22 protein-coding genes are annotated in these 25,485 nt (G+C 63.6%); 9 read left to right on the top strand and 13 right to left on the bottom strand.

Annotation, left to right across the window (positions count from 1 at the left end; genetic code table 11):
- Positions 1-62: 62 nt before the first annotated feature.
- From oiaX to dhaL, 8 genes are all read left to right on the top strand, one after another.
- Positions 63-1,313, top strand: a complete 1,251-nt coding sequence (oiaX, locus tag AC0L2B_RS25920) for a 3-oxo-isoapionate-4-phosphate decarboxylase OiaX (RefSeq protein WP_473747341.1) — start codon at positions 63-65, stop codon at positions 1,311-1,313.
- A gap of 4 nt (positions 1,314-1,317) precedes the next feature.
- On the top strand, positions 1,318-2,652 hold the full coding sequence (locus AC0L2B_RS25915) for a four-carbon acid sugar kinase family protein (RefSeq protein ID WP_473747340.1): 1,335 nt from the start codon (positions 1,318-1,320) through the stop codon (positions 2,650-2,652).
- A gap of 168 nt (positions 2,653-2,820) precedes the next feature.
- Entirely contained in the window at positions 2,821-3,705 is an 885-nt protein-coding gene (locus AC0L2B_RS25910) for a helix-turn-helix domain-containing protein (RefSeq protein ID WP_473747339.1), read from the top strand.
- A 90-nt stretch (positions 3,706-3,795) separates the two neighbouring features.
- A complete protein-coding gene (locus AC0L2B_RS25905; protein ID WP_236370151.1) occupies positions 3,796-4,455 on the top strand; it encodes a 2Fe-2S iron-sulfur cluster-binding protein in 660 nt (219 codons plus the stop codon).
- A gap of 2 nt (positions 4,456-4,457) precedes the next feature.
- A complete protein-coding gene (locus tag AC0L2B_RS25900; protein WP_473747338.1) occupies positions 4,458-5,444 on the top strand; it encodes an FAD binding domain-containing protein in 987 nt (328 codons plus the stop codon).
- Positions 5,445-5,453: 9 nt separating this feature from the next.
- Positions 5,454-7,739: a xanthine dehydrogenase family protein molybdopterin-binding subunit gene (locus AC0L2B_RS25895; RefSeq protein ID WP_473747744.1), complete on the top strand. Its 2,286-nt coding sequence runs from the start codon at positions 5,454-5,456 to the stop codon at positions 7,737-7,739.
- Positions 7,740-7,912: 173 nt separating this feature from the next.
- Entirely contained in the window at positions 7,913-8,920 is a 1,008-nt protein-coding gene (locus AC0L2B_RS25890; RefSeq protein WP_128171930.1) for a dihydroxyacetone kinase subunit DhaK, read from the top strand.
- Positions 8,921-8,932: 12 nt separating this feature from the next.
- Complete coding sequence (gene dhaL / locus AC0L2B_RS25885; protein ID WP_473747337.1) at positions 8,933-9,571, top strand: dihydroxyacetone kinase subunit DhaL; 639 nt, start codon at positions 8,933-8,935, stop codon at positions 9,569-9,571.
- A gap of 112 nt (positions 9,572-9,683) precedes the next feature.
- On the opposite strand, the gene derI is transcribed toward dhaL, so the two are convergent.
- From derI to AC0L2B_RS25870, 3 genes are all read right to left on the bottom strand, one after another.
- Positions 9,684-10,127 carry a D-erythrulose-4-phosphate isomerase gene (gene derI, locus AC0L2B_RS25880; RefSeq protein WP_027152577.1) on the bottom strand — a complete coding sequence of 148 codons (444 nt, stop codon included), beginning with the start codon at positions 10,125-10,127 and terminating at the stop codon, positions 9,684-9,686.
- Positions 10,128-10,374: 247 nt separating this feature from the next.
- Positions 10,375-11,160, bottom strand: coding sequence for a triose-phosphate isomerase (locus AC0L2B_RS25875; protein WP_473747336.1), 786 nt, complete (start codon positions 11,158-11,160; stop codon positions 10,375-10,377).
- 207 nt (positions 11,161-11,367) lie between these two features.
- Complete coding sequence (locus AC0L2B_RS25870) at positions 11,368-12,135, bottom strand: DeoR/GlpR family DNA-binding transcription regulator (protein WP_473747335.1); 768 nt, start codon at positions 12,133-12,135, stop codon at positions 11,368-11,370.
- 280 nt (positions 12,136-12,415) lie between these two features.
- Between AC0L2B_RS25870 and fba the strand changes: the two genes are divergently transcribed.
- Positions 12,416-13,480 carry a class II fructose-bisphosphate aldolase gene (gene fba, locus AC0L2B_RS25865; protein WP_473747334.1) on the top strand — a complete coding sequence of 355 codons (1,065 nt, stop codon included), beginning with the start codon at positions 12,416-12,418 and terminating at the stop codon, positions 13,478-13,480.
- Between the two features lie 170 nt (positions 13,481-13,650).
- Here fba and AC0L2B_RS25860 read toward each other — a convergent pair whose 3' ends face one another.
- The 10 genes from AC0L2B_RS25860 to AC0L2B_RS25815 all read right to left on the bottom strand — a co-directional run bounded on the left by AC0L2B_RS25860 (position 13,651) and on the right by AC0L2B_RS25815 (position 25,461).
- A complete protein-coding gene (locus AC0L2B_RS25860) occupies positions 13,651-14,592 on the bottom strand; it encodes a sugar phosphate isomerase/epimerase family protein (RefSeq protein ID WP_473747333.1) in 942 nt (313 codons plus the stop codon).
- Positions 14,592-16,109: a glycerol-3-phosphate dehydrogenase gene (locus AC0L2B_RS25855; RefSeq protein WP_473747332.1), complete on the bottom strand. Its 1,518-nt coding sequence runs from the start codon at positions 16,107-16,109 to the stop codon at positions 14,592-14,594. The genes AC0L2B_RS25860 and AC0L2B_RS25855 overlap by 1 nt, the downstream gene beginning before the upstream one ends.
- A gap of 49 nt (positions 16,110-16,158) precedes the next feature.
- Positions 16,159-17,199: a 2-hydroxyacid dehydrogenase gene (locus tag AC0L2B_RS25850; protein ID WP_473747331.1), complete on the bottom strand. Its 1,041-nt coding sequence runs from the start codon at positions 17,197-17,199 to the stop codon at positions 16,159-16,161.
- 10 nt (positions 17,200-17,209) lie between these two features.
- A complete protein-coding gene (locus tag AC0L2B_RS25845; protein ID WP_473747330.1) occupies positions 17,210-18,763 on the bottom strand; it encodes an FGGY family carbohydrate kinase in 1,554 nt (517 codons plus the stop codon).
- Positions 18,763-19,887 (bottom strand): ABC transporter ATP-binding protein, encoded by a 1,125-nt coding sequence (locus AC0L2B_RS25840; protein ID WP_023800186.1) that lies wholly within the window; start codon positions 19,885-19,887, stop codon positions 18,763-18,765. The genes AC0L2B_RS25845 and AC0L2B_RS25840 overlap by 1 nt, the downstream gene beginning before the upstream one ends.
- Positions 19,884-21,002, bottom strand: a complete 1,119-nt coding sequence (locus tag AC0L2B_RS25835) for an ABC transporter ATP-binding protein (protein ID WP_027152564.1) — start codon at positions 21,000-21,002, stop codon at positions 19,884-19,886. The genes AC0L2B_RS25840 and AC0L2B_RS25835 overlap by 4 nt, the downstream gene beginning before the upstream one ends.
- A 6-nt stretch (positions 21,003-21,008) precedes the next feature.
- Positions 21,009-21,866, bottom strand: a complete 858-nt coding sequence (locus tag AC0L2B_RS25830; RefSeq protein ID WP_473747329.1) for a carbohydrate ABC transporter permease — start codon at positions 21,864-21,866, stop codon at positions 21,009-21,011.
- 9 nt (positions 21,867-21,875) lie between these two features.
- Positions 21,876-22,799, bottom strand: a complete 924-nt coding sequence (locus AC0L2B_RS25825) for a carbohydrate ABC transporter permease (protein WP_091599904.1) — start codon at positions 22,797-22,799, stop codon at positions 21,876-21,878.
- Between the two features lie 197 nt (positions 22,800-22,996).
- The gene (locus tag AC0L2B_RS25820; protein WP_128167495.1) at positions 22,997-24,442 is read right to left on the bottom strand and encodes an ABC transporter substrate-binding protein; all 1,446 of its coding nucleotides are present in this window, start codon (positions 24,440-24,442) and stop codon (positions 22,997-22,999) included.
- A 44-nt stretch (positions 24,443-24,486) separates the two neighbouring features.
- A complete protein-coding gene (locus AC0L2B_RS25815; RefSeq protein ID WP_027152561.1) occupies positions 24,487-25,461 on the bottom strand; it encodes a sugar-binding transcriptional regulator in 975 nt (324 codons plus the stop codon).
- Between the last annotated feature and the right edge of the window lie 24 nt (positions 25,462-25,485).

The following is a 25,485-nucleotide window of genomic DNA, read 5'->3' as shown; positions in this document are numbered from 1 at the left end:
GCTTGCAATACTTATGTACTCATTATACCAGATTTCGAGGATCAGGGAACTTTTTTCGGACTATGATCACCCTCACCTATCGCATCGAAACTCCAGGCAGCATCGAGGCGCTGGCGGCCAAGATCGCCAGCGACCAGTCGACCGGAACCTTCGTCGCGCTGGCCGGCGAGACCGAGGAGCTCAAGGCCCGGGTGGCGGCGCGCGTATTGGCGATACGGCCTCTGCCGGACGCCGATCGCCCGTCCCTTCCCGAAGCCGGCGTCGGGCCCTTCAAGCGCGCGGATGTCGACATCGCATTTCCGCTTGATGCCATCGACACCGATCTTTCGGCCTTGATGACCATCGCCATTGGCGGCGCCTTTTCGATCAAGGGCCTGTCCGGCATTCGCGTCGTCGATATGAAGCTGCCGGAGGAATACCGGGGTGCGCATCCGGGTCCGCAATTCGGTGTCGCCGGCAGTCGCAGGCTGACCGGCGTCAGGGATCGCCCGATCATCGGAACGATCGTCAAGCCGGCGCTTGGGCTGCGCCCGCACGAGACGGCCGAAATGGTCGGTGAGCTGATCGACGCCGGCGTCGATTTCATCAAGGACGACGAGAAGCTGATGAGCCCGGCCTATTCGCCGCTGTCGGAACGGGTGAAGGCGATCATGCCGCTCGTCCTCGACCATGAGCAGAAAACCGGCAAAAAGGTGATGTATGCCTTTGGCATCTCGCACGCCGACCCGGACGAGATGATGCGCAACCATGATCTGGTGGCGAAGGCCGGCGGCAATTGCGCCGTGGTCAACATCAATTCCGTCGGCTTCGGCGGCATGGCTTACCTGAGAAAGCGCTCCAGCCTGGTGCTCCATGCCCACCGCAACGGCTGGGACATCCTCACCCGCCACCCCGGCCTCGGCATGGATTTCAAGGTCTGGCAGCAGTTCTGGCGGCTGCTCGGCGTCGACCAGTTCCAGATCAACGGCATCGCCTCGAAATACTGGGAGCCGGACTGGTCCTTCATCAGTTCCTTCGAGGCGGTGACCACGCCGATCTTTTCGCCGGAGGATTGCGCGCTGCCGGTCGCCGGCTCCGGCCAATGGGGTGGACAAGCCCCCGAAACCTACCGGCGAACCGGCCGAACGGTCGATCTTCTCTATCTCTGCGGCGGCGGCATCGTCAGCCATCCTGACGGACCGGGCGCCGGCGTACGCGCCGTGCAGCAAGCCTGGCAGGCGGCCGTCGATGGCATACCGTTGGCGGACTTCGCCCTGAGCCACCCGGAACTGGCGCGGTCGATCGAGAAATTCGGCGACGGCAAAGCGGCCTGACGCCATGCAAAGCCTGCTTCTGAGCTATTATGGCGATGATCTCACCGGCTCGACCGACGTCATGGAGGCGCTCGAGCTCGGCGGCGTGCCGACCGTGCTGTTCATGCGTCAGCCGGACGAGGCCATGCTTTCGCAGTTCGGGCATTGCCGTGCCATCGGCCTGGCCGGCACCAGCCGAAGCGAGACGCCGCAGTGGATGGACATGCACCTCAACCGCGCCTTCGCCTGGCTGAACACCCTGAACGCCGAGATCTGCCACTACAAGGTCTGCTCGACCTTCGATTCCAGCCCGGCGATCGGCAGCATCGGCCGGGCTATCGAGATCGGCCGCTCGGTTTTTAGCCAGGACAGTTTGCCGCTGGTGGTCGGCGCGCCGCAGCTCAAGCGCTACACCGCCTTCGGCCATCTGTTTGCTGCTTACCGCGACAAATATTTCCGTATCGACCGCCACCCGGTGATGAGCCGACACCCGACCACGCCAATGGATGAATCCGACCTGCTGATCCATCTGTCGCGCCAGACGGACCTCACCTCGGGACTGGTGGATCTGGCGACGCTGCAGTCGGCGTCCCGATCGGAAGCGTTCGATCGCTTGCTCGGCGATGGCACCAGCATCGTGCTGTTGGATGTCGACAGCCTGGAAAGTCAGGCGCTTGCCGGCAAGGAGATATGGCGCGTTCGCCGGCCGGGCGGCACGTTCGTCGTCGGCTCTTCGGGCATCGAATATGCGCTGCTGGCCGAATGGGCCGCCAACCGGACCGTCCGTGCCGAGCCCAGCTTTTCGCCGCCGGGTACGGCCGACCGGATCGCAGTGGTCTCGGGCAGCTGCTCGCCGACGACGGAACGACAGATCCGGCATGCTTTGACGGACGGTTTCGACGGGGTCGAGGTGGACCCTGTCGAACTGGTTTCCGAGGCCTCCAGCGATGCGATTGCGCGCGCGGCAGCAAGCGGGCGTGCCAGCCTCGAAGCCGGTCGCAGCGTCGTCCTCTACACCGCCCTCGGCCCCACAGCCGATCGGGGCGCCGAGATCGATCGGCAGGAAGGCGCCCGCCACAAGCTTGGCCGCGGCCTCGGCGAACTTCTTCGCGAACTGACGATCGAACAAAAACTGCAGCGCGTGGTCATTGCCGGCGGCGATACGTCGAGCCATGCGCTCGGCCAGATGGGCGTCGATGCGCTGACGGTCAGGATGCCGCTGCCCGCCTCGCCGGGCTCGCCGCTTTGCGTCGCCCACTCGCGCGTCAAGGCGATCGACGGACTGGAGATTGCGCTCAAGGGCGGGCAAGTCGGTACCGATCGCTATTTCTGCGCCATCCGCGATGGGCTCGGCGGGTGACAGCAGGCGCGCTGGATTTGCCTGATCTCACGATTTCTTGAACACGGCGCGGTTACCAACACACGATAGCTGCCCCACATAAGGCGCCGTACACGCAGCGGCGGGGCGGCGTAAACGCTCAAGCGGGGCTGGATCACGGCTCCGCGAATGAACCAGCGGGATGCCGCGATGTCATTCAGACCATTGCTTGGTGACGGACGGGTTCGGAGCCAGGAGGAGAAGTCGGAGCCCCTGCAAACCGCGTCATGGGCCAGCTCTTCGATCGTTTTCGACAACCGGCGGTGGGCGTGCCGCGAGGCGGAACTGCGCTGGACAGCCCCTCATCATCTGATCGTGCTGACCGAAGAAGGCGGAACTTCCCATACATCTATCCGGCACGAGACAAAATCGCTGTACGACGGAATGGACCGTCCCGGAGCCCTCACCTTCGTCCCCGCAGGCGCCGAGCGGCACGGCTTCTATCGCGATGTAGACCTCTCCTACTCAGCCCTGTGGATCGATCCCGATATCAGGCTTCCTGGCTGCGAACGCCTGCGAGAGCTGCCGATCCTGGTGAACAGGAAAGACGTGGTGATCGCCACGCTGCTGAGTTCGCTTCGCGACGAGATGGCACTCGGCCACCAGCCGGACACTGCCTATATCGAGCATCTGGTCGCCCTGGTCAGCCTCCGCGTGGCCACCCTGAACCGGGAGCAACACCCGCCTGTACGTCACGGCTGTCTCAGCCGTCGCGCGCTTGGTCGCGTTCGGGGTTACATCGATGCCCATATGAATGCCGACATTTCGCTAAGCGAGTTGGCAGCCGTCGCTGATATGGCCGTCGACAGTTTTGCGCGCCGATTCAAGGCGACGACCGGGCTTGCACCCTATGCCTATGTGATCGAGGAACGCGTCCGGCGAGCCGAGATACTGCTGCGCGAAACGGGTTTGTCGATCGGCAGCATTGCCTTTCGGCTCGGCTTTTCAAGCCAGAGCCACTTCACCACGACATTCCGGCGTCTCAGGGGCATGACGCCTCGGGCCTATCGGGTGAATTCTTCTCCGGAATCCTGATATTGCCGCCGGTTTCTTGAAAGAAAGCCGTCGCGCGCCTCGCCACCTGCAAGGTCGATGGGTGACAGAACTGCGACAGGGAGATCATGCATGGCCAAAACAGACACAAGGAGCGGGCCGACTCGTCGAACGGTGCTGGAGGGCGGGGTGGCGACCGGCGTGCTTCTGGCTACAGGTATACCCGTATACGCGGAGCCGGCCGGCGCTGTTGCGGCGGCCGCATCGCCGACGCCGGCGCCAACGATGCCGATATCCCTGCGAATCAACGCGAAGGATTTTGCCGTCGAGCTCGACCCGCGGACGACGCTGCTCGACGCGCTGCGCAACCATCTCGGCCTCACCGGCTCGAAGAAAGGCTGCGACCACGGCCAGTGCGGCGCATGCACGGTGCTGGTCGATGGGCGCCGGATCAATTCCTGCCTGACGCTTGCGGCAATGCATGAAGGCGACGAGATCACCACGGTCGAGGGCCTGGCCGAGGGCGACCGGCTGCATCCGGTGCAGGCCGCCTTCGTTGCCCGCGACGGCTTCCAGTGCGGCTACTGCACGCCGGGCCAGATCTGCTCGGCGGTCGCTATGCTAGGCGAGGCCAGGGCCGGCTGGCCGAGCCATGCGAGCGCCGACGTGGCTGCGGCATCCGTCGCTCTCACCGATGCCGAGATCCGCGAGCGGATGAGCGGTAACATCTGCCGTTGTGCCGCTTATCCGAACATCGTCGCTGCAATCCGCGACGCGGCAGAGGGGGCGTGAGCATGCAGTCCTTCACTTATGAACGTGCGGCAAGTGCCGAGCAGGCAGCCGCCGCGGTCGCGGAGCGGCCGGACGCCAAGTTCATCAGCGGCGGCACCAACCTGCTCGACCTGATGAAGCTCGAGATCGAGCGCCCTGCGCATCTCGTCGACATCAGCCGGCTGCCGCTCGATCGGATCGAGGAGACGGCGGCAGGCGGGCTTCGGGTCGGCGCCCAGGTCCGCAACAGCGATCTTGCCGCCGATCCGCGGGTGAGATCGCGCTATCCGATGCTCACGCAAGCGCTGCTGGCGGGAGCGTCCGGCCAGATACGCAACAAGGCCTCGACCAGCGGCAATCTCCTGCAGCGCACGCGCTGCCCCTATTTCTACGACCGCAACATGCCTTGCAACAAGCGCGAGCAAGGTTCGGGCTGCGCGGCGCTGCAGGGTTTCAATCGCATGCACGCCGTGCTCGGCGCCAGCCAGGCCTGCATCGCGGTCCATCCCTCCGACATGGCGGTCGCCATGGCCGGGCTCGACGCCAGGATCGAGACCATATCGCCCGGCGGCGGGACCCGCACGATTCCGATTGGCGATCTCCATCGATTGCCTGAGGCGACGCCGCATGTGGAAACCGTGCTCGACCACGGCGAGATGATCGCCGCGGTCACCCTGCCGCCGCCACCGCCCGGCCGGCAGGTTTACCGCAAGGTGCGCGACCGTGCCTCCTACGCCTTCGCGCTGGTATCGGTGGCGGCAATCGTCGAGAAAAGCGGCGATCGTATCCAAAGCGCTCGGATCGCCATGGGCGGCGTGGCCGCCAAGCCCTGGCGCGCGACGGAGGCGGAGCGCACCCTCGCTGGAGCGGCGGCGTCCGACGGCGCCTTTACCGACGCGGCCGAAGCCGCGCTCGCCGGAGCCGTCGGATATGGCGGCAATGATTTCAAGATCCCGCTGGCGAAACGGGCGATGCGCCACACGCTCGCTGCTGCCGCCGAGAGTGCATGAGGTGACATGATGACAGAGACGAAGACCTCAAACCGGTCTCGCGAAACACGCAGCGGCGTCATCGGGCGTCCATTCGATCGCATCGATGGTCCGCTAAAGGTGAGAGGCGATGCCACCTACGCCTACGAGAATACGCTGGAGGGTACAGCCTTTGGCTATATTCTCGGCGCTGCCGTCGCCAAGGGGCGCATTGCCGAGATCGACACGGCCGAAGCCGAACGGGCGCCGGCAGTGCTGCTCGTCATGACGCACCGGAATGCGCCGGCCCAGCCGGATTTCGGCCCGGCGGTCACGCCGACGGTGCCGGAGGTCTTCACGCGCGCCCGGCCCGCGCTCAACAGCGAGCGGGTGCGCTATTACGACGAGCCCGTCGCGCTGATCGTTGCGGAGACGTTCGAGGCGGCACGTGCTGCCGCCGGCCTCATCAAAGTGCGCTACGACGAGGAGCCGGGCCTCTACGATCTGTCGGGACATGTGGCCGACGCCTACGCACCAAAGCGGACCAATGCCGGCTTCGAGACCGACAGCGTGATCGGCGACTTCGAGAGCGCCTTTGCCGCAGCTCCGGTCAAGGTCGATGCCACTTACCGGACGCCCTTCGAACATCACAATCCGATGGAGCCCCATGCGACGCTCGCCGCCTGGTCAGGCAACGAGCTGACCATCCATACATCGGCGCAAACTCTGGCGAATTTCCGGGCGGGGGTCGCCAGCACGCTCCGCATCCCGCCCGAGCGTGTGCGCATCATCAGCCCGTTCATCGGCGGCGGCTTCGGCTCCAAGCTGATTGCCCATGCCGATACGATCCTGGCCGCGCTTGCTGCAAAGGTCCTGCAGCGTCCCGTCAAGATCGCGCTGACGCGACAACAGATGTTCGCCAATGCCGGTCATCGCGCAGAGATGATCCAACAGGTACGTCTCAGCACGGGCACCGACGGGCGGCTCACCGGGATCGCGCACGACGTCTGGTCGGCAACGTCCAGCTTCGAGGAGTACTGCGAGCAAACGGCAGTTTTTGCCCGCTCGCTCTATGCGGCGCCGAACCGTGTCACCCGCCATCGCCTGGTCCCGCTGGATATCAACCGCGGCGAATGGATGCGCTCGCCCGGCGAAGCCCCCGGCATGCTGGCCTTCGAATGCGCCATGGATGAACTCGCCGAGCGGCTCGGACTGGACCCGATCGAACTCAGGATCCGCAATGAACCGGCCCAGGATCCCGAGCGCGGCGTGCCGTTCTCCACCCGCAACCTCGTCGCCTGCATGGAGGAAGGCGCCCGCCGTTTCGGTTGGCAGCGAAGAAACCCGACGCCGGGCCGCGCCCGAGAGGGCCGCAAGCTCATCGGCTACGGCATGGCGGCGGCGATCCGTCCGAACTACATCGGCGCGGCGACGGCGCGGGTTGCGATCGACCGCGACGGTCGGGTGACGGCGCGGCTCGACATGACCGATATCGGGACCGGCACCTATACGATCCTGACCCAGATCGCCGCGGACAGCCTCGGCGTGCCGATCTCGTCCGTCAAAGTGGAGCTTGGCGACAGCCGCTTCCCGCGTACCGCCGGCTCCGGCGGGTCCTGGGGCGCGGCAAGTGCAGGGTCGGCGCTGCACAACGCCTGCAACGCCCTTAGGGAACGGATATTGCAGGCGGCGCGGTCGAGCGAAGCCTCGCCGTTGCGCGGCGCTGGCGCCACCGAAGCGAGCTTTGCCGACGGCGAGGTCAGGCTCGGCCAGCGTTCGGCAAGCCTGGCCGACCTCGTCCGGCGGATCGCTCCCGACGGGTTCGAGGCCGAGGGTTCCGTAGCCGCCGGCGCAGCCACCCCGTCATACAAGGCTTACTCGCAGCATTCCTATGGCGCGCATTTCGCCGAGGTCGCCGTCGATTGCGATACCGGTGAGATCCGCATGCGCCGGATGCTGGCGGTGATGGGCGCTGGCCGTATCCTCAACCCCAAGACCGCGCGCTCGCAAATCATCGGCGGCATGACCTGGGGAATCGGTGCGGCGCTGATGGAGCAGACGGTGCTCGACCGGCGCTACGGCCACTTCGTCAATCACGATCTTGCCGAGTATCACGTCCCGATCAACGGCGACGTCCCGGAGATGGAGGTCGTCTTCCTCGAGGAACATGACGACAAGGCCAATCCATTCGGCGCAAAGGGGATCGGCGAACTCGGCGTCTGCGGTGCGGGGGCAGCTGTTGCCAACGCCATCTACAACGCGACCGGCGTGCGGGTGCGTGACTTTCCCATCACCCTGGACAAGCTGCTGCCTGCCTTGCCGGTGATCGCCATTTGACGCGGCAAGTCTTGTTCGGGCATTTCAAGCTCAAGGACAAAGCGGCTGCCAATCCTTGCGTGCAGGTACTGGCCGCGCCGGAACATATTGCCGCGTGAAATCTCCCTCCCCGGGTGGAAATTCCGGTAACACGCTGTACTATCTGCGAAATTACCGAAATCGGGAGGCTGCCGGTGCAGACCAAGAAGATCATCAACGACGGCAACCGCACTGTCGACGAGATGCTGGAAGGCATTCTGGCCGCGCATCCCCGCCATCTCAAAAGCATGGAGGGCAGCCCACGCTCGATCATCGCCCGCGATGGACCTCGCCAGGGCAAGGTCGGCCTCGTCATCGGCGGCGGCTCCGGCCACGAGCCGACCTTCCTCGGTTTCGTCGGCAAGGGGCTGGCCGACGCGGCGGCGATCGGCAATGTCTTTGCCTCGCCGCCGCCGGACCCGATCCTTGAATGCGCCAAGGCGGCCAGCGGCGGCGCCGGCGTGCTGTTCATGTATGGCAACTATGCCGGCGACGTGATGAACTTCGACATGGCCGCAGAGATGGCGGCGATGGATGACATCGAAGTGCGCACCGTGCTGACCACCGACGACGTGGCATCGGCGCCGCGCGACCAGAGGCAAAAGCGCCGTGGTGTCGCCGGCAATTTCTTCATCTTCAAGGCCGCTGGTGCCGCCTGCGAGCGGATGCTGTCATTCGACGAATGCGAGCGTATCGCCAGGAAGGCCAATGATCACACCTTCACCATGGGCGTGGCGCTGTCGCCCTGTTCGCTGCCGCAGACCCGCCGGCCGAATTTTGAGATCGGACCGGATGAGATGGAGATCGGCATGGGTATCCATGGCGAGCCGGGCATCGCCCGCGGAAAATTGAAAACCGCCGACGAGATCACCGACGAGATGCTGGACAAGATCGTCGACGAGATGGCGCCGTCACGCGGCGACAAGGTCGCCGTGCTCGTCAATTCGCTCGGCTCGACGCCGCTGATGGAGCTCTACATCATGAACCGGCGCGTCAAACAGCGGCTCGATGACATCGGCGTGTCAGTTCACGCGACCTGGGTCGGCAATTATTGCACCTCGCTCGAAATGGCCGGCGCCTCGGTGACGCTGATGCATCTCGACGCCGAATTGCAGACGATGCTCGACCATCCTTGCGACTGCGCCATGTTCCGCGCCGGCTGAAAGGGTGCATCCATGACATCCATCGATCCAGCCGATCTGAAAAGAATGTTCGATGCGATCGCGGTGGCGATCGAAGCCGACAAGGACAGGCTCTGTCAGCTCGACGGGGTCATCGGCGACGCCGATCATGGCATCGCCATGGCGCTCGGCTTTGGGGCGGTGCGCGATGCGCTGGCGCCGCTGGAGCTCACGGCAACCGAGCCGACTGTTCTCCTCAACACTGCGGCGAAGTCGTTCCTCAACGCCGTCGGCGCCTCGTCGGGCCCGCTCTACGCGACGGCCTTCATGCGTGGTGCGGCTGCCGTCAAGGGCAAGGCGACCTTGGCGGGCGCCGATGTCGTCGCCCTGTTCCAGGCGATGGCGCAAGGCATCCAGGATCGCGGCAAGGCGGAGATCGGCGAGAAGACGATGGTCGACGCCTGGCTGCCGGCGGCGCAAGCCGCGGCCGCTGCCCATGCCGCCGGCAAGACCCTGTCCGAAAGCCTGGCAGCCGCCCTCGAAGCAGCCGAACGGGGCGCCGAGGCGACCAAGGATATGATCGCCGCGAAGGGCCGCTCGTCGCGGCTCGGCGAGCGGTCGCTCGGACACATCGACCCCGGCGCGGCGTCGGCGGTCACCGTTATCGGCGCGATGCGAAAAAGCCTGGCTTAAGCGCATCGCATCAATGCGACGCGCTTAAGCTCCTGTTTTATACATGTCGTTATCCCAAAACCGCTGCGCACCCTCGGTTCACGCCCGAGGGCATGCTTTTGGGCGACATGCATTAGCCCAGCTTCGCCGCGTCGAGCCTGTCGATCGCCTGGACATTGCCGGCCGATGGCCCGTTTTCGTCGAACTCCGATGCGAGCCAGGCATCGACGATCGACTTGGCCAGTTCCGGGCCGATGACGCGGGCGCCCATGGTGATGATCTGGGCATTGTTGGATTTCGCCGCGCGCTCCGCCGAATAGGTGTCATGGGTGAGTGCGGCGCGAATGCCGGGCACCTTGTTGGCCGAGATGGAAACGCCGATGCCGGTTCCGCAAAACAAGATGCCGCGATCGTTTTCGCCGTCGAGGATGGTCTGGGCGAGCTTCTGCGACAGGTCGGCATAGTAGCCGGCCTGGCTGACGTCGCTGACGGAGAGGCCGGGCTTGGTGGCCAGGTGAGCGGCAATGACGTCGAGCAGCGGCTTGCCGGCGCTGTCGGCCCCAATGGCTATTTTCATTTTTTCTGTCCTTTCCTGTTCGATTGCTCTGGAGCCTGTTCCATCCCGATGGCATCGGGATGGGGCTCCATCTTTTGTCTGAGCATGATCTTTTTCCCAAAACCGGATTCCACTTTTCGGGATCATGCTATCTTTTGTTGGGCATGATCTTTTCCGAAAACCGGATTCCACTTTTCGGGATCATGCTATCTTTTGTTTGAGCATGATCTTTTCCGAAAAACCGGATTCCACTTTTCGGGATCATGCTCTAGATCGCCGCCGAGGCGCGTTCGAGGATGTCGATATAGCCTTCCGCCTGCCAGGCGGAGCGGCCGATGAACAGCCCGTCGATATGAGGCTGGCCGATCAGCTCGGCGGCATTTTGCGGATTGACGCTGCCGCCATAAAGCACCGGCGGCATGGCCGGCAGAAGATCGCCGGCGATCTTCTTGATCAGCGCCTGCTGCCTGTCGGCGTAGTCGGCACTTGCCGGAATGCCCTTGTCGCCGATCGCCCAGACCGGTTCGTAAGCAAACAGGATCGTCGCCGCCTTGGCCTGGCCTTCGAGGTATTGCAGCGCGCCGTGCACCTGCAAGGCCAGCACCGCATCGGCCTGGCCGCTGTTGCGTTGCGCCAATGTCTCGCCGACGCAAATGAGCGGCACCAACCCGTGCTTCACCGCCGCTGCGGTCTTGAGACCAACCGTATTGTCGGTCTCGCCGAAATGCTCGCGCCGTTCGCTATGGCCGAGCTCGACGAGATCGAGCCCGCAGTCCGTCAGCATCACCGGCGAGATCTCACCGGTCCAGGCGCCGGCGTCGGTCCAGTGCATGTTCTGGGCACCGACCTTGATCCGCGTCATCGCCAACGCCTTCTTGACCTCGCGAACCGCCGTGAAGGGCGGGATGACGAAGGGCTGGATACGGTCGTCGAAACCGGGGACGAATCCCGCCAGCGCCCTGGCAAAGTCAGTCGCTTCTGCAAGCGTCTTGTTCATTTTCCAGCTTGTGCCGACCCAGTAAGCCACGCGTCCTCCTTCTAGAGCCTGTTCCATCCCGCGAGGCGGGATGGGGCTCTATCTTCTTTGACCATGATCTTTTCCGAAAACCGGTTCCCACTTTTCGGGATCATGGTTCTATCTTCTTCTTTGACCATGACCTTTTCCGAAAACCGGTTCCCACTTTTCGGGATCATGGTTCTATCTTCTCCTTTGACCATGATCTTTTTCCGAAAACCGGTTCCCACTTTTCGGGATCATGGTCTAGTCCTTCTCGACCAGTGTCAGCGAAACGCCGGCGCCATCCAGCGCCTCGCGCATCAGCGGTCCCAGTTCTCGACCGGTGAAGACGGCGTCGAACGCCTTGAGATCGGTCAGGAAATGCAGGGCGGTGCGGCCGAACTTGCCGTGATCGACCAGCAGATATTTGCGGGCGGCCGCGGCTATCATCAACCGCTTGGTATGGACCACTTCCTGGTCCTGGTGGAAGGCGGAAACGCCGTGGATGGCGGACGACGACAGGAAGGCGACATCGGCGCGCAACGATCTCAGCGTGTCCTCGGCAAGCAGGCCGAAGAAACCGTGGAATTTCTTGCTGTACTGGCCACCGAGCGCGATCAGGGTGATACCGGCAACGCCGGCCAGATCCCGTATCACGGCCAGATTGTTGGAGATCACGGTCAGCGGGCGCAGATCCGCAAGGTGGCGCGCAATGCCGCCCGCCGTCGAGCCGTCGTCGATGATCACCGTCTGGCCCGGTTCGATGACAGCCACGGCGGCAACCGCCAGGCGCTGCTTCTCCTCGGCGGCCTGCTTCTGACGATAGCGGAAATCACTTTCGAACAGGCCGCTCGGCTGAATCGAAGCACCGCCGCGTATCTTGCGCAGGAAGCCGCTTTCCTCGAGCTCGTCGAGGTCGCGATGGACGGTCATCTTCGACACGCCGAAGTGCGAGGCAAGGTCATCGACACTGGCCGTGCCGGTGTCCATCAGAAAATCCATGATGCCTTGCCGCCGGCCGTCGCTCTTCATCGTCCAGCCTGTTTCCTTTAATTCGCGTCGCCGCGTCCGCCGTGGCAGAAACGGCTGATGGAAGCTATTATAACACATAAAATCGCATGTATGCCAAATTTTTTGTGATGGTGTTATGATTTCTTGGGATATTCCTTGCTTCTGATCGCTGCCTTGTAACAAGAATTGCTCTCGGCGGCATGGCCAGAGGTTGCGGTTCTCCGGAAATCCGGCCAGAAGCATCAATGGGCTGAACAGCTCGCAAACCATAGGCTTGAAACCAAATACGGGAGACCATTGGGTGGCTCGCATCACACTGAGACAATTGCTCGACCACGCCGCCGAACACGGCTATGGCGTGCCTGCCTTCAACATGAACAATATGGAACAGGGCCTTGCCATCATGGAGGCGGCCGAGGAGACCAAATCGCCTGTCATCCTGCAGGCGAGCCGCGGCGCCCGCGCCTATGCCAACGACGTCGTGCTGGCCAAGCTGATCGACGCGCTGGTCGAGATCCATCCCGATATCCCGGTCTGCATGCATCTCGACCATGGCAACAACGAAGCCACCTGCGTGACCGCGATCCAGAACGGCTTCACCTCGGTGATGATGGACGGATCGCTGAAGGAGGACGGCAAGTCGCCGGCCGACTACGACTATAATTCCGGCATCACGCGGCGCGTCGTCGACATGGCGCATTGGGGCGGCGTGTCGGTGGAAGGCGAGATCGGCGTTCTCGGATCCCTGGAGATGGGCGGCGGCGAACAGGAAGACGGCCACGGCGTCGAGGGCACCGTCAGCCACGACCAGTTGCTGACCGATCCGGAGCAGGCGGTGCAGTTCGTCAAGGACACGCATGTCGATGCGCTGGCCGTCGCCATGGGCACCAGCCACGGCGCCTACAAGTTCTCGCGCAAGCCGGACGGCGCGGTGCTCGCCATGAACGTGATCGAGGAGATCCACCGCCGCCTGCCGAACATGCACCTGGTCATGCACGGCTCGTCCTCGGTGCCGGAAGAGCTGCAGGAGATCATCAACAAATATGGCGGCCAGATGAAGCCGACATGGGGTGTGCCGGTCGAGGAGATCCAGCGCGGCATCAAGCACGGCGTGCGCAAGATCAACATCGATACCGACAACCGCATGGCGCTGACCGGAGCGATCCGCAAGGTGCTGACCGAGAACCCGAGCGAGTTCGACCCGCGCAAATATCTGATGCCGGCAATGGCCGCGATGAGGAAGCTGTGCAAAGAGCGCTTCGAGCAGTTCGGCACAGCCGGCAACGCCCTCAAGATCAAGCCGCTGCCGGTCTCGGAAATGGCCAAGCGCTACAAGTCGGGCAGTCTCGACCCGAAGTTCGGCTGAGTGAGGCTCCCCCTCATCCGGCCGCTTCGCGGCCACCTTCTCCCCGCTGGGGAGAAGAGGCTTAGCGCCAACGCCGGCGATCTCCTCTCCCCTCGGGGGAGGTCGGATTGCCCCGAATTGCCCTTTGCAATTCGGTTGGCAATCCGGGTGAGGGGGATTCGCCGCCGGTTCTATCCTGTTCGCGGCAAAATCGCCGCCCTGCCGGTCTCGATAAACGGCGCCCAGTAGTCGACCGACTCGCGGATCATGGCGACGACCTGGTGGTCGACCGGCTCGCGTTCGCGAAACGACAGTTCGAGGCAGATTTCGTTGTCGACGCCGCCGCCGCGGCGAACCGTCTCCAACAATTTTTCCGGTGTGATGCGGCCGTCCTTGTTGTAGGCGGCGATGAACGGCCAATGGCCGCCCTTGTTCATCGACGACTGCTTGATGTGGATGATCGGCGATACCGTGGGAAAGGCTTCGGCCCAGGCATAGGGGTCGATGTCGTCCGGATTGCTCGAGGTGACGTCGCCATGGTCGATATCGACCATCATCTTCAGCGGGATGGCCATGCCGGCCGCTTCGATCTCGTTGTGCAGGGCCCGGCAACTCTCGATCGTATGGCCGAATTCACGGCCGACCGACATCGGCTCCCAGAACAGATAGGTCAAACCGGCCGCCCTGGCGTGCTCGGCGACGTCGCGCCAGCATTCCAGCGCGATGTCGAAAAGCCGCGCGCGACGCTCGGGATCGTCAAAATCCCGGTGCGTGAAGATCGCGAACTGCGTGCCCATGCCGCTGGCGCCGAGCTCGGCCGAAATGTCGGCAAAGGTCTTGAACCAATCGACGTAGTAGCGGCGCACGTCGGCGTCGGGATGGCCGAAATGGTTGAGCCGCCCGTAAGGGCCGGTCATCCCGGACGTCACGCGCACGCCGGTGCGGTCGAGCGCCGTGCGGAACAGGCGGACGAATTTCGAGATCGTCGCCGCCGGCCAGCCGGGATTGACGAATTCATGCGTGAGCTGCACGTCCCGGATGCCGATGTCGTAGGCGATCGCGTCGATCAGATCGTCCGGTTCGGCAAAACGGTTGACCAGCGGATTGGTGTTGAGGGAAAGCGTAAAAGTCATCAGCCTGCCCTCACCAGTCGGCCAACGCACCAGTCCTCGAAGGCGGCTCTTTCCGCGGCGGACAGATGCAGGCCGTGCTTGGTGCGCCGTTCAAGAATATCGGCAGCGGTCAGCGCCCATTCATGCTCGAACAAATAACTGGCTTCGCGTTCGAAAAAATCCTTGCCGAAGCACCGGCCCAGTTCGGTGAGCGACCTGGACGCACCGACCAGAACGCGCGTCCTGGTGCCGTAGAGCCGGCCATACTGCTTGACCAGCGATGCCGGCATCCAGGGATATTCGCGGCCAAGGTCGCCGAGAAACTGCTCGAAGTCGGCGTTGTCGATATCGCCGCCCGGCAGATGTCCTTTCGACGTCCACGGCTTGCCCATTTTCGGAAAGAACGGCGCGATCCGGTCCAGCGCATGCTCGGCCAGCTTGCGGAAGGTGGTGATCTTGCCGCCGAAGACGGAGAGCAGCGGCGCCTGCCCCGATGATGCGTCGAGTTCGAAAATATAGTCGCGCGTCACCGCGCTCGGATTGTCGGCGTTGTCGTCATAGAGCGGCCTGACACCCGAGAACGAGTAGATGACATCGTCTCGGGCAAGTTCGCGCTTGAAGTAGCGGTTGACCACCTTGATCAGGTAGTCGATCTCGCTCGCATCCGCCGCTACGTCTTCCGGCCGCCCCTCATAGGGAATATCGGTGGTGCCGATCAGGGCCAGATCGTTCTGGTAGGGATTGATGAAGATCACGCGCTTGTCGCTGTTCTGGACCAGATAGGCCTGCCGCCCTTCCCAGAATTTCGGCACGACGATGTGGCTGCCCTTGACCAGCCGGACATTCCGCTTGGAGTTCTGACCAGCCACGCGGTTGATGATGTCGTTGACCCAGGGACCGGCGGCGTTGATCAGCGCACGCGCCCGAACCGTGGTCCTGACGCCGGTTCGGCTGTCGCGCATCTCGACCGACCACAGGCCGTTTTCACGGCGGGCGGCGGTGCAGGCGGTCCGGGTGAAGATCCTGGCTCCCCGTTCCGCAGCATCGAGCGCATTGATGATGACGAGACGGGCGTCGTCGACCCAGCAATCGGAATATTCGAAACCGCGCTTGAACGCATCCTTGATCGGCGCGCCTTCGGGCGCGGTGCGCAGGTTGAGCGTACGGGTGCCCGGCAGCCGCTTGCGGCCGCCAAGATGATCGTAGAGGAACAGGCCGAGCCGGACCAGCCAGGCCGGCCGGTCGTCCGGGCTGTGCGGCAGCACGAAGCGCATCGGCCAGATGATATGCGGCGCCGATTCAAGCAGCACTTCGCGTTCGATCAGCGCCTCGCGCACCAGCCGGAATTCGTAGTATTCGAGATAGCGCAGGCCGCCATGGACGAGCTTTCCCGATCGCGAACTGGTGCCTTCGGCGAGATCGTCTTTTTCGCACAGGATGACGGAAAGCCCGCGGCCGACTGCGTCGCGCGCGATGCCGGCGCCATTGACGCCACCGCCGATGACGAACAGATCGACGATTTCAGTGGCGCCGCTCATCTCGCCGGATCCTCTATGCCTGGATTGCGTTTCATGGCTGCCGCGACCTTCAGCACGGGTTGACCGGTGGGAGCCCGACTATGAAGCGGCGCACCTCTTCGGCCGCTTGCTCGGCCGCATAGGTCACCGTGCGCACCGAAGCGCCGGCGATATGCGGCGTCAGCGTGACATTTGGAAGCTGCAGCAGCGGCCAGTCGGCAGGCACCGGCTCGACCGCAAACGTCTCCAGCATGGCGCTGCCGATATGGCCAGAGACCAGCGCATCGTAGAGCGCGTCGTAGTCGACCAGCGGCCCGCGCGCGGTGTTGACGAAAATCACCCCCGGCTTCATCCGGGCGATGGTGTCCTTGTTGATCAGGCCGCGGGTCTCTTCGGTCACCCGGGGATGAAGCGTCACCACGTCGGAGCGGGACAGGAGATCGTCGAGCGCGACCAGTTCGACGCCGTCATTGCGGTCTTCGGCGCTCAGTTGCACATAGGGATCGGTGACCAGGATGCGGCAGCCGAAGGCGCGCAGCAGGCGGACAACCTTGGTGCCGATATTGCCGTAGCCGATGACGCCGACGGTCATTTCGTTGAGCTCGCGGCCGGTACGGTCGGCCCGGTAGAGATCGCCGCGCCATTGTCCCTTGCGCAAGGCCTCGTGCCCGACCCGGATCAGCCGCGTCTCGGCAAGGATCGCACCGATGGTGAATTCGGCCACAGCACTTGCATTGCGGCCGGGCACATTGACGACGGTGATGCCGTGGGCCCTGGCGGCAACCATGTCGATGTTGATCGGGCCGCCGCGCGAGACCGCAACCAGCTTCAGCGCAGGCAGACGCTGCATCATGGTCTCGGACAGCGGCGCAAGCTGGGTGACGAATATCTCGGCGTCGCCAATGAAATCGACCACCTCGTCCGGATCGCCAAAATACTCCTTCACCTTGTCGAGGCCGAGCGCTGCATTGCCGAATTCCATCGGCTCGTCGGGCCAGGCCGCCTCAAGGGTGCGGATGTCGAGATTGGCGCCGCAGGCCTTCTCGATTTTCTCGCGAAAGACCTCGGGAAGCATGAAGCGGTCGCCAATGATTGCAATCTTCTTACGCATGCTCGACTTCTCAGTTTGCCCTGGACGCGGCCATCGACCGCCAGACCGGCCGCAGCGCCTCATGCGCCAATGTGTAGGACGGAACCGCCCGCTCATAGATCGCGGCAAGTTTTCGGTCGCTCGGTTCCGCCGCGCCCAGCAGCGGCGTGACCCATTCGCCGACGCATTCGTCCATCGAACTGTATTGGCCGACGCAGACCGCAGCGATCATCGCGGCGCCCGCGGCACCGGCTTCCTCGCGTTGGCTGGTGCGAATGTCGGCGCCGACGACAGCGCCGAGGATCTTGCGCAGAGCCGGGCTTCTGGCGGCGCCGCCGGTCAGCCGGATTTCGCTCGGCAGCGGCCCCATGGCGGCGTAGCAATCGCGCGACGCGAATGCCAGCCCCTCAAAAACAGCGCGAACCATATCGGCATAACCGTGCCGCGACGAAATGCCGACGAAACCGGCCCTGGCATTGGCATCGACGAACGGCCCGCGCTCGCCGGCCTCCGACACATAGGGCTGATAGAGCAGCGAGGCCGGCTCCGATGACGATATCCATTCGTCGACCAGCGCGATCATCTCGCCATTGCTGCGGGTGATGCCTTGCGAGACGAGAATACCGGAGGCGAGGCTAAGAATCCAATCGATGTTGAGCGTCGCAGCCATGTTCGACTGCATCTGCGCAAAGACGCCGGGCGCCGGCATCGTCATCGTGTAGCCGGTCCTGGCCTCGTTGAGCAGCACCTCGTCCGGCGTCTGAGCAAGCCGCATATGCATGCCGGTGGAGCCGATGATCGAGCAGCCAGGCTTGCGCTCGCGGTCGAGCAGGCCGGCGCCGAGCGCGGTGCAGGCCACGTCGACATACGCCAGCACCACCGGCGTACCGGAAAGCAGCCCGGTCGCTTCGGCAGCCGGCGCCGACAGGCCGGCGCTATGCCTGGTGCCGTCGACGATCGGCGGCAGCAGATGCCTGAGGTCGGCGACGCCGAGCACCTCAAGCACCTCGTCGCAATAGCCGCGGGTGCGGAAGTCGCCAAAGGTGAAGGTGCCCTCGGAAGGATCGGTGGCGCGTTCGCCGGTCAGGTTGAAATAGAGCCAGTCCTTGCAATGGAACGCTGTCGCGGCGCCGGCAAGCCTGTCAGGCGCGTTGCGCTTCATGAAGGCAAGCTGCGGCCCCTGCTGGCAGGCGGCGAGCCCGCTGCCGGTCTTTTCGAAACGAAGCCGGTCATCGGGGCGCGCGCGGATCTCCTCGACGATGGCGGCAGCGCGCGCGTCGAGCCACAGCCAGCCCTTTGCGACCGGGTCACCGTCCTTGTCGATCAGCCAGGTGCCGTCGCCCTGCCCGGTCACGGCGATCGCAATGATGCGGCTGGCGAGGTCCGGCACCTTATCGGCAAGCTGTCGCAATGTGGTCGCGGTATCGGTCCAGGTGCGTGCCAGATCCTGCTCGGCGCCGCCGCCCGGCAAGGTCTCGTACCGGTTCGGTACCGCCGCGGCCGCGAGCTGCCGGCCCGCCGTGTCGAAGGCGACGGATTTGATGACAGACGTGCCGGCGTCGATGCCGATCAGCACATCCCGCATCAGGCAAGCTCCATGCCGTGCGAAATGGCCATGCCGCTGGACTGATCGAAGACGTGCAGATTTTTCGGATCGATGCTGATGTTGATCGGCGCGCCAAGCTCCAGCCGGGTCCGGTCATGTTCGACCAGGACCAGCGAGCCGCCGGCGAAATCCGCCGCGATATGGGTCTGGTCGCCGAGCCATTGGTTGGCCGAAACCGTCGCCGGTACGCCGTCCTTCGAGCGGCGAACCGCATAGGGCCTGACACCGATGACGACCCGCTGCCGTTTGAGCAATTCGTCGCGAACCGAGCCGCTGAACGCGTCCTTGTCATAGTCGAGTGAAAGCCCGTCGGGCAGCCGCAGATTGATCTTGTCGGCGGCCGTGCCGACATAGGCCTCGAAGACATTCATCGGCGGCTCGCCGACGAACGTGCCGGTGAACAGGTTGGCCGGCCGCTGCTTGAGCATATTGGGCGTATCGAACTGCTGCAGCACGCCGCCTTCCATCACCGCGATCCGGTCGGCCAATGCATTGGCCTCGGTCTGGTCGTGAGTGACCAGGATCGCGGTCAAGCCGCGCTCCTTGATGAAGTGCTTGATGCGGCCGCGCAGGACCGCGCGAAGCTGCGGCTCGAGCTGGCCCATCGGTTCGTCCAGCAGATGCAGGTCGGCCTCGCGGATCAGTGCCCGGCCGAGGCTGGCGCGCTGCTGCTGGCCGCCGGAGATGGAACTCGGATAGCGCTCAAGAATGTCCTCGATCTCGAGCAGCTTGGCGATGCTGGCAACTTTCGCGTCGACCTGACTTTTCGGCAGCCTGGCCGCCTTCAGCGCAAACGCCATGTTCTCGCGCACGGTCAGCGGTGGATACAGCGAATAGCCCTCGAACGCCATCGCCACATTGCGCTTGACCGGCGGCAGCGTGTGCACCTTGCGGCCGGCAACCGAAATGCTGCCGCGCGAGACCTCTTCGAAGCCGGCGATCATGCGCAATGTCGAAGTCTTGCCGCAGCCGGACGAGCCGAGCAGTGCGACGATCTCGCCCTTGTCGATTTCCATCGTCAGATTCTGAACGGCGTGCACACCTCGGTCGATCGGGCCGTAGAATTTGTCGACGCCGGAAATGGTGAGTGCGCTCTGGCTCATGCCGCTTCTCCGCTGCGCAAATTGACGACGTTTTTCGAGCCGATACGGTCGCCACTGGCACGATCGAACAGCAGGGCGCTTTTGCCGTCGACGGCGATATGGGCCCTGCCCTCGGTTTGACCCGCTGTTCCGGCCGGCCGGGAGACCAGGATTTCGCGACCGCGCACGGTGCGCACCAGCGTGACGATCTTTTCGTTGAGCGGCGTCTCCGCCTCGACGGTCACCGGAATGGCCGCGGGTGTTCCTTCGTCGACGAAGCGCAGCGCTTCGGGCCGCAAGCCGATCACGCAATCGCGGCCGACCGTGGCGTCATAGGCGCCGGTCAGATGGACCTGGACATTCGACAGACCGACATAGATGCCCTTGGCATCGCGCGACGGCTTGACGTCGAGCAAGTTGATTGTCGGATCGCCGAACAGCCGCGCGATCTCGATGTTGGCCGGCTCGCGATAGATCTGCTCGGGCGTGCCGAGCTGCTTGATGACGCCTTGCGACATCACCGCGATGCGATCGCCGAGCGCCATGGCCTCCTTGTAGTCCTGGGTGACGTAGACGACGGTCGCACCGCGATCTGCCAGCAGCCTCGGCAGTTCGAGCCGCATCTCGAAGCGCAGTTTGGCATCGACGTTGCGCAGCGGATCGTCGAGCAGCAGCACCGGCGGCGAGCCGACCAGAGCGCGGGCGAGCGCGGTGCGCTGCTTCTGGCCGTTGGACAGCGCCCGTGGTTTGTGGCTGAGCACGTGGCCGATCTTCAGCAGCTTGGCGACGCTCTCGACACCCGCCTTCATCGCGCTTTGCGAGGATCGCTTGGCCTGAAGCGGCGTGGCGATGTTGTCGAAGGCGGTCATGTGCGGAAACAGCGCGAAATTCTGGAATGCCATGCCGACGCCGCGGAACTCGGCGTCAAGATCGGTCATGTCCTCGCCGCCGATGAAGATTTTTCCCTCATCAGGGTCGATGACGCCGGCGACGAGCCGCAGCAGCACCGTCTTGCCGGCGCCGGACGGTCCGAACAGGACCAGGGTTTCGCCGTCGGCGACGCTCAACGACAGATTGTCGAGCACAGTCTGGCTCTTGTAGCGCTTGACGACATTTCGCAATTCGAGGCTGGCCATCGGGAGCTATCCTTTCACCGCACCGAGCGACAGGCCTTCGACGAGATAGCGCTGCGCGTAAAGGGCGAGCGCCAGCGTCGGGGTGATCGACAGCACGATCGCTGCCGAGATCTGGCCGTACTGGATGCCGGAGGAGGTGATGAAGGCGAGCGCGCCGACCGTCACCGGCTGCTTGTCGGCCGAAGCGAGCACGAGCGCGAAGATGAAATTGTTCCAGGCGAAGATGAAGGCTAGCAGGCCGGCAGCCGCGATGCCGGGGCCGGCGAGCGGCAGCGCGATCTTGCGGAAGGTGGCGAACCAGGAATGGCCGGCAATGCGATAGGCGTATTCGATATCGGCCGGGATGTCCTCGAAATAGCCGCGCACGATCCACAGGATCAGCGGCAGGCAGATCAGCTGATAGACCCAGATCAGCCCGATATAGGTGTTGGCCAGTCCAAGCTTCTGGAAATAGAGGGTGAGCGGCAGCAGCACCAGCAGCGCCGGCGCGAACCGGAACGACAGCAGCGTGAAGGCGACGTCCTCCGAGCCGCGGAATTTGTGCCGGGCAAAGGCGTAAGCGGCGGGGACGCCGAGCAGCAGCGCGACGGCGACCGAGGTGACCGACAGGAACACCGAATTCCACAGGTTGCGCATGAAGGCGATGTCGAGCGTGCCGGCCGCCGTGGTCAGCTTGCCGGTGATCAGCGCGGTGTAGTTGGCCAGCGTCGGCTTGAAGACAAGCTGCGGCGGAATCCGCAGGATGGTCTCGTTGGTCTGGAAGGACATCATGAGGATCCAGACGATCGGGAACATGAAGAAGATCACGACCAACGTCAGGGCTATGCCACGCAGGATACGTTCGAGAAGCGAGGTGTGTTCCATCCCGGCCTCCTATGCCAGGCCGCGGGCGCGTTCGCGCAGCCGCAGCCAGTTCTTGATGAAGATGTTGGAGAGGAAATAGGTGATCGCCCACAGGATGATCATCAGCGCCGCCGAGCGGCCGACATTGGTCGACTGGAAGAAATTGAGATAGGCCTCGACCTGGAAGACGGTCAGCGTGTCGCCCGGACCGCCCTGGGTCATGGCATAGATGATGTCGAACTGCTGGATGGAATCCAGCAGGCGAAACAGCGTCGCCGTCAGGATGTAGGGCGTCAGCATCGGCAAGGTGATGCGGAAGAACACAAAACTCCGCGGCACGCCGTCAAGTGCCGCCGCCTCGAAGGGCTGCGTCGGCAGGCTGCGCAGGCCGGCAAGCAGCAGGATCATGATGAAGGGCGTGTAGACCCAGATATCGACAAGCACCACCGTGAAAAGCGCGGTCGACGGCGACGAAGCCCAGCGGAAATCCTGCAATCCGATCAGGCTGGCGAGGTAGCTCAGCACGCCAAAGCCGGGATTGGTCATCAGCTTCCACATCAGCGCGGCAAGCGCCGGCGCCGTCATCAGCGGCATCAACAGCATGATCGAGATGAAGTTGTTCAGCGTCGAGCGCTTCTGCAGCAGCATGGCGATGCCGAGACCGAGAAGCAGTTCAAGCAGCACGGTGATGCCGGCATAGAGCAGCGATATCTCCAGCGTGTTCCAGAACCTCGGGTCGGTGAAAAACGAGATGTAGTTGTCGCCCCAGTTGAACTGCCGCGCCCAGGGCTGGCTCAGCCGGTAGCGCTGGAACGAGTAGACGACCGACGTGAAGAACGGGATCAGGATGCCGATGCAGACGAGCAAGGCCGGCAGGCTGAGCACATAGGGCAGCACTTTCTTGCTGATCCTGAAGCCGGAAGGCCTGTTTCTTTGCATTGTCGCCGTAGTCATCGTGGCTCACCCGTCATCTCTGTTGCTTCGCCCTGCCGGCCGCCCAGGGAGCTAGGCGGCCGGTTGGGCGAGTGGCGGCACCGCCGTTGTTTGAACATCGGAATTTCCCAAACCGATTCGGGTCCGATGCTCCAGGCGCCGCTTCGCAGTGGAATGGCCGGCTGGCCCGCAGCAGCGGGCCGGCCGGCCGCCAGGACTCAGCCGAGCCCGGCTTCCTTGAGCTGGCCGTCGACGCTGCTGGCCAGCATGTCGAGGCCTTCGTCGACCGGCACTTCCTTGGCCACCATCTTCTGCAGCGTCGCCGCCCATTCGGTGGTCAGATCGAAGAACAGCGGCTGCGGGGTGAACTTGATGCTGGCGCCGGGCGCCGAAACGTCGAACATCTCGACATAACCCGGATAGCTCTTGTTCAGCTTCTCGCGGAACATCTGGTCGTTCCAGACCGACTGACGCACCGGATTGACGAAGTCCATCTCAGTCGCACCGAACAGTGCATGCTCGGGCCCGGATGCCCATTGCATGAAGTACCAGGTGGCGTCCTTGTCCTTCGAGAAATTGGACATCGACAGCGACCAGATCCAGATGTTGGGCGTCGGAGCCTTGGCGGCGGGATTGGCCTTGAAGGCAGAGAAGGCGAGCTTGCCGGCCATCTTGTTGTCGCCGCCGTTCATGAAGTAGCCGAGGATGTCGGCGTCGAAGATCATCGCCGAGGCGCCGGCGCCAAGGTCGGTGCCGACCTGATACCAGGTGTAGGTCGACCAGTCCTTGGGGCCGCTCTCCTGGATCATCTGGACCCATTGCTTGTGGAAGGCCTTGGATTCGGCGGTGTTCATCGCGGCCGACAATTTGCCGTCGGCCGAGACGTTCAGGTCCTTCTGGTCAAAGTTGGCATAGGCCGACAGGAAGCCGGGATGGATCGTCGCCCAGGAGCGCGAGCCGCGCACGCCGATGCCGTAGACGCCGCCGCCGACATCCTTGGTGAGCTTGGCCGCCGTAGCGACCATCTCGTCCATATTGCCGGGAACGCTGACCCCGACCTTGTCGAACATGCCCTTGTTGTAGGTGATGTTGTTCTGTTCGAAGCCCCACGGAATGCACCACTGCTTGGCGTCGTCGGAACCGAGCACGCCGCCGGGCTGACCGTTCCAGGCACAGGACTTCCTGACACCGGGCAGGAAGTCGTCCCAGGCATAGTTCACGTTGGTCTTGGTCGGATCCTTGATCCACTCGTTAAGGTCGGTGATCCAGCCGGCCGGGCCATAGGTCCAGGTCATGTAGGCGCCGGTCATGAAGGCATCGTATTCAGGCGAGCTGGCCGACAGCGCAGCGGTGACCTTGTCGAAATAGACATCCTCCGGGAAGACGTCGTAGACGACTTCCATGCCGGTCAACTTCTTGAAGTTTTCAAGGTTGGCGATCATCGCATCCGCGTAAGGATGCTTGTTGAGCAAGAGCTTGATGGTCTTGCCCTTGTGCGCCTGCCAGTCGAAATCCGCCGCCAGCGCACGGGTCTGCCCCAGGTTGAGCAGCGTTCCGGCCGTGCCGGCGGCAAGGCCCATCGCGCCAAGGCCCTTGATCAGCCCACGACGATCGACTTGTCCGCGCAGGAACGCGTCGATCAGGTCTTTTTCTTTCTCATGCATTTGTCTTCTCCTCCACAGGGTAGTTTCAATCGAATGGCTGCCGGCTACCCGACCGGCGTCTGCTCCACGAGTTTTCGCGCCGTCCGCTCATCGGTGACCAGGCCCTTGAGATAGCGGCCCTCCAACACCGATTTGATGGCACGAACCTTCACCTTGCCGCCGGCAACGGCGACAATCCTGCGATTGCTGATGTCTTCGCGCGCCAGCGCCAGCGCGCGGTTGGAAAGCGTCGTCTCGACCGCCTTTCCAGCATCGTCGAAGAAATGGCCGAGCAGTTCGCCGACACCGCCGTTGCGTCGGATCTCCTCCATTTCGCCCTTCTCGATCATTCCGGTAGCGACCAGCGACGCCTCGCGCTCGGCAGTGCCGATGCCGGCGATGAGCAGGTCGGCGGCCTTGCCGAGATCAAAAACCTCGCTGATGCCCTTCTGCCCAAGCAGCACGGTTCGATCCTCGACCGTGTTGGCGAACATCGGCACCGGCATCACATAGGCTTCGGCGCCGGTCCGTTCGGCCAGGCGGTGAATGACGTCGTGCGGATTGGCCGAGAACTTGCGCGTCAGGCCGCCGAGCAATGAGACGAATCGGGTCTTTTCGGCCGATATGCGCGGCAGATATTCGACGCAGGCGGCGAGCGTGCGGCCATGGCCGACGCCGATCAGCGTATCCTCGCCGCGTTCGATCTCACGCTTGAGGAACTGCGCGCCGGCGATGCCGAGCGCCTTGAGCGGCAAGTCCTCGCCATCGAAGTCGGGAACGACCTCGCAATAATCGAGGCCGTAGCGGCTGGACAAATCGTCTTCAAGCGCGACGCATTCCGACACTTCGCCGTCGATATAGACTTTGACCAGCCCTTCCTGATTGGCCTTGGTGATAAGGCGATGCGCCTTGAGGCTGGTCAGGCCAAGCCGCTTGGCAACCTCCGACTGGGTCAGCCCGCCAGCATAATGGAGCCAGGCGGCGCGCGTCGCCATACTGGTTTCATCGTCGCGCAAGAGGCCGTTTCCAAAACCAACCATTTCCGCCTTAAGATATTTTTATCA

The sequence above is a fragment of the Mesorhizobium sp. WSM4815 genome, from assembly GCF_055811575.1.
This window is presented reverse-complemented; position numbering and strand designations above follow the sequence as displayed.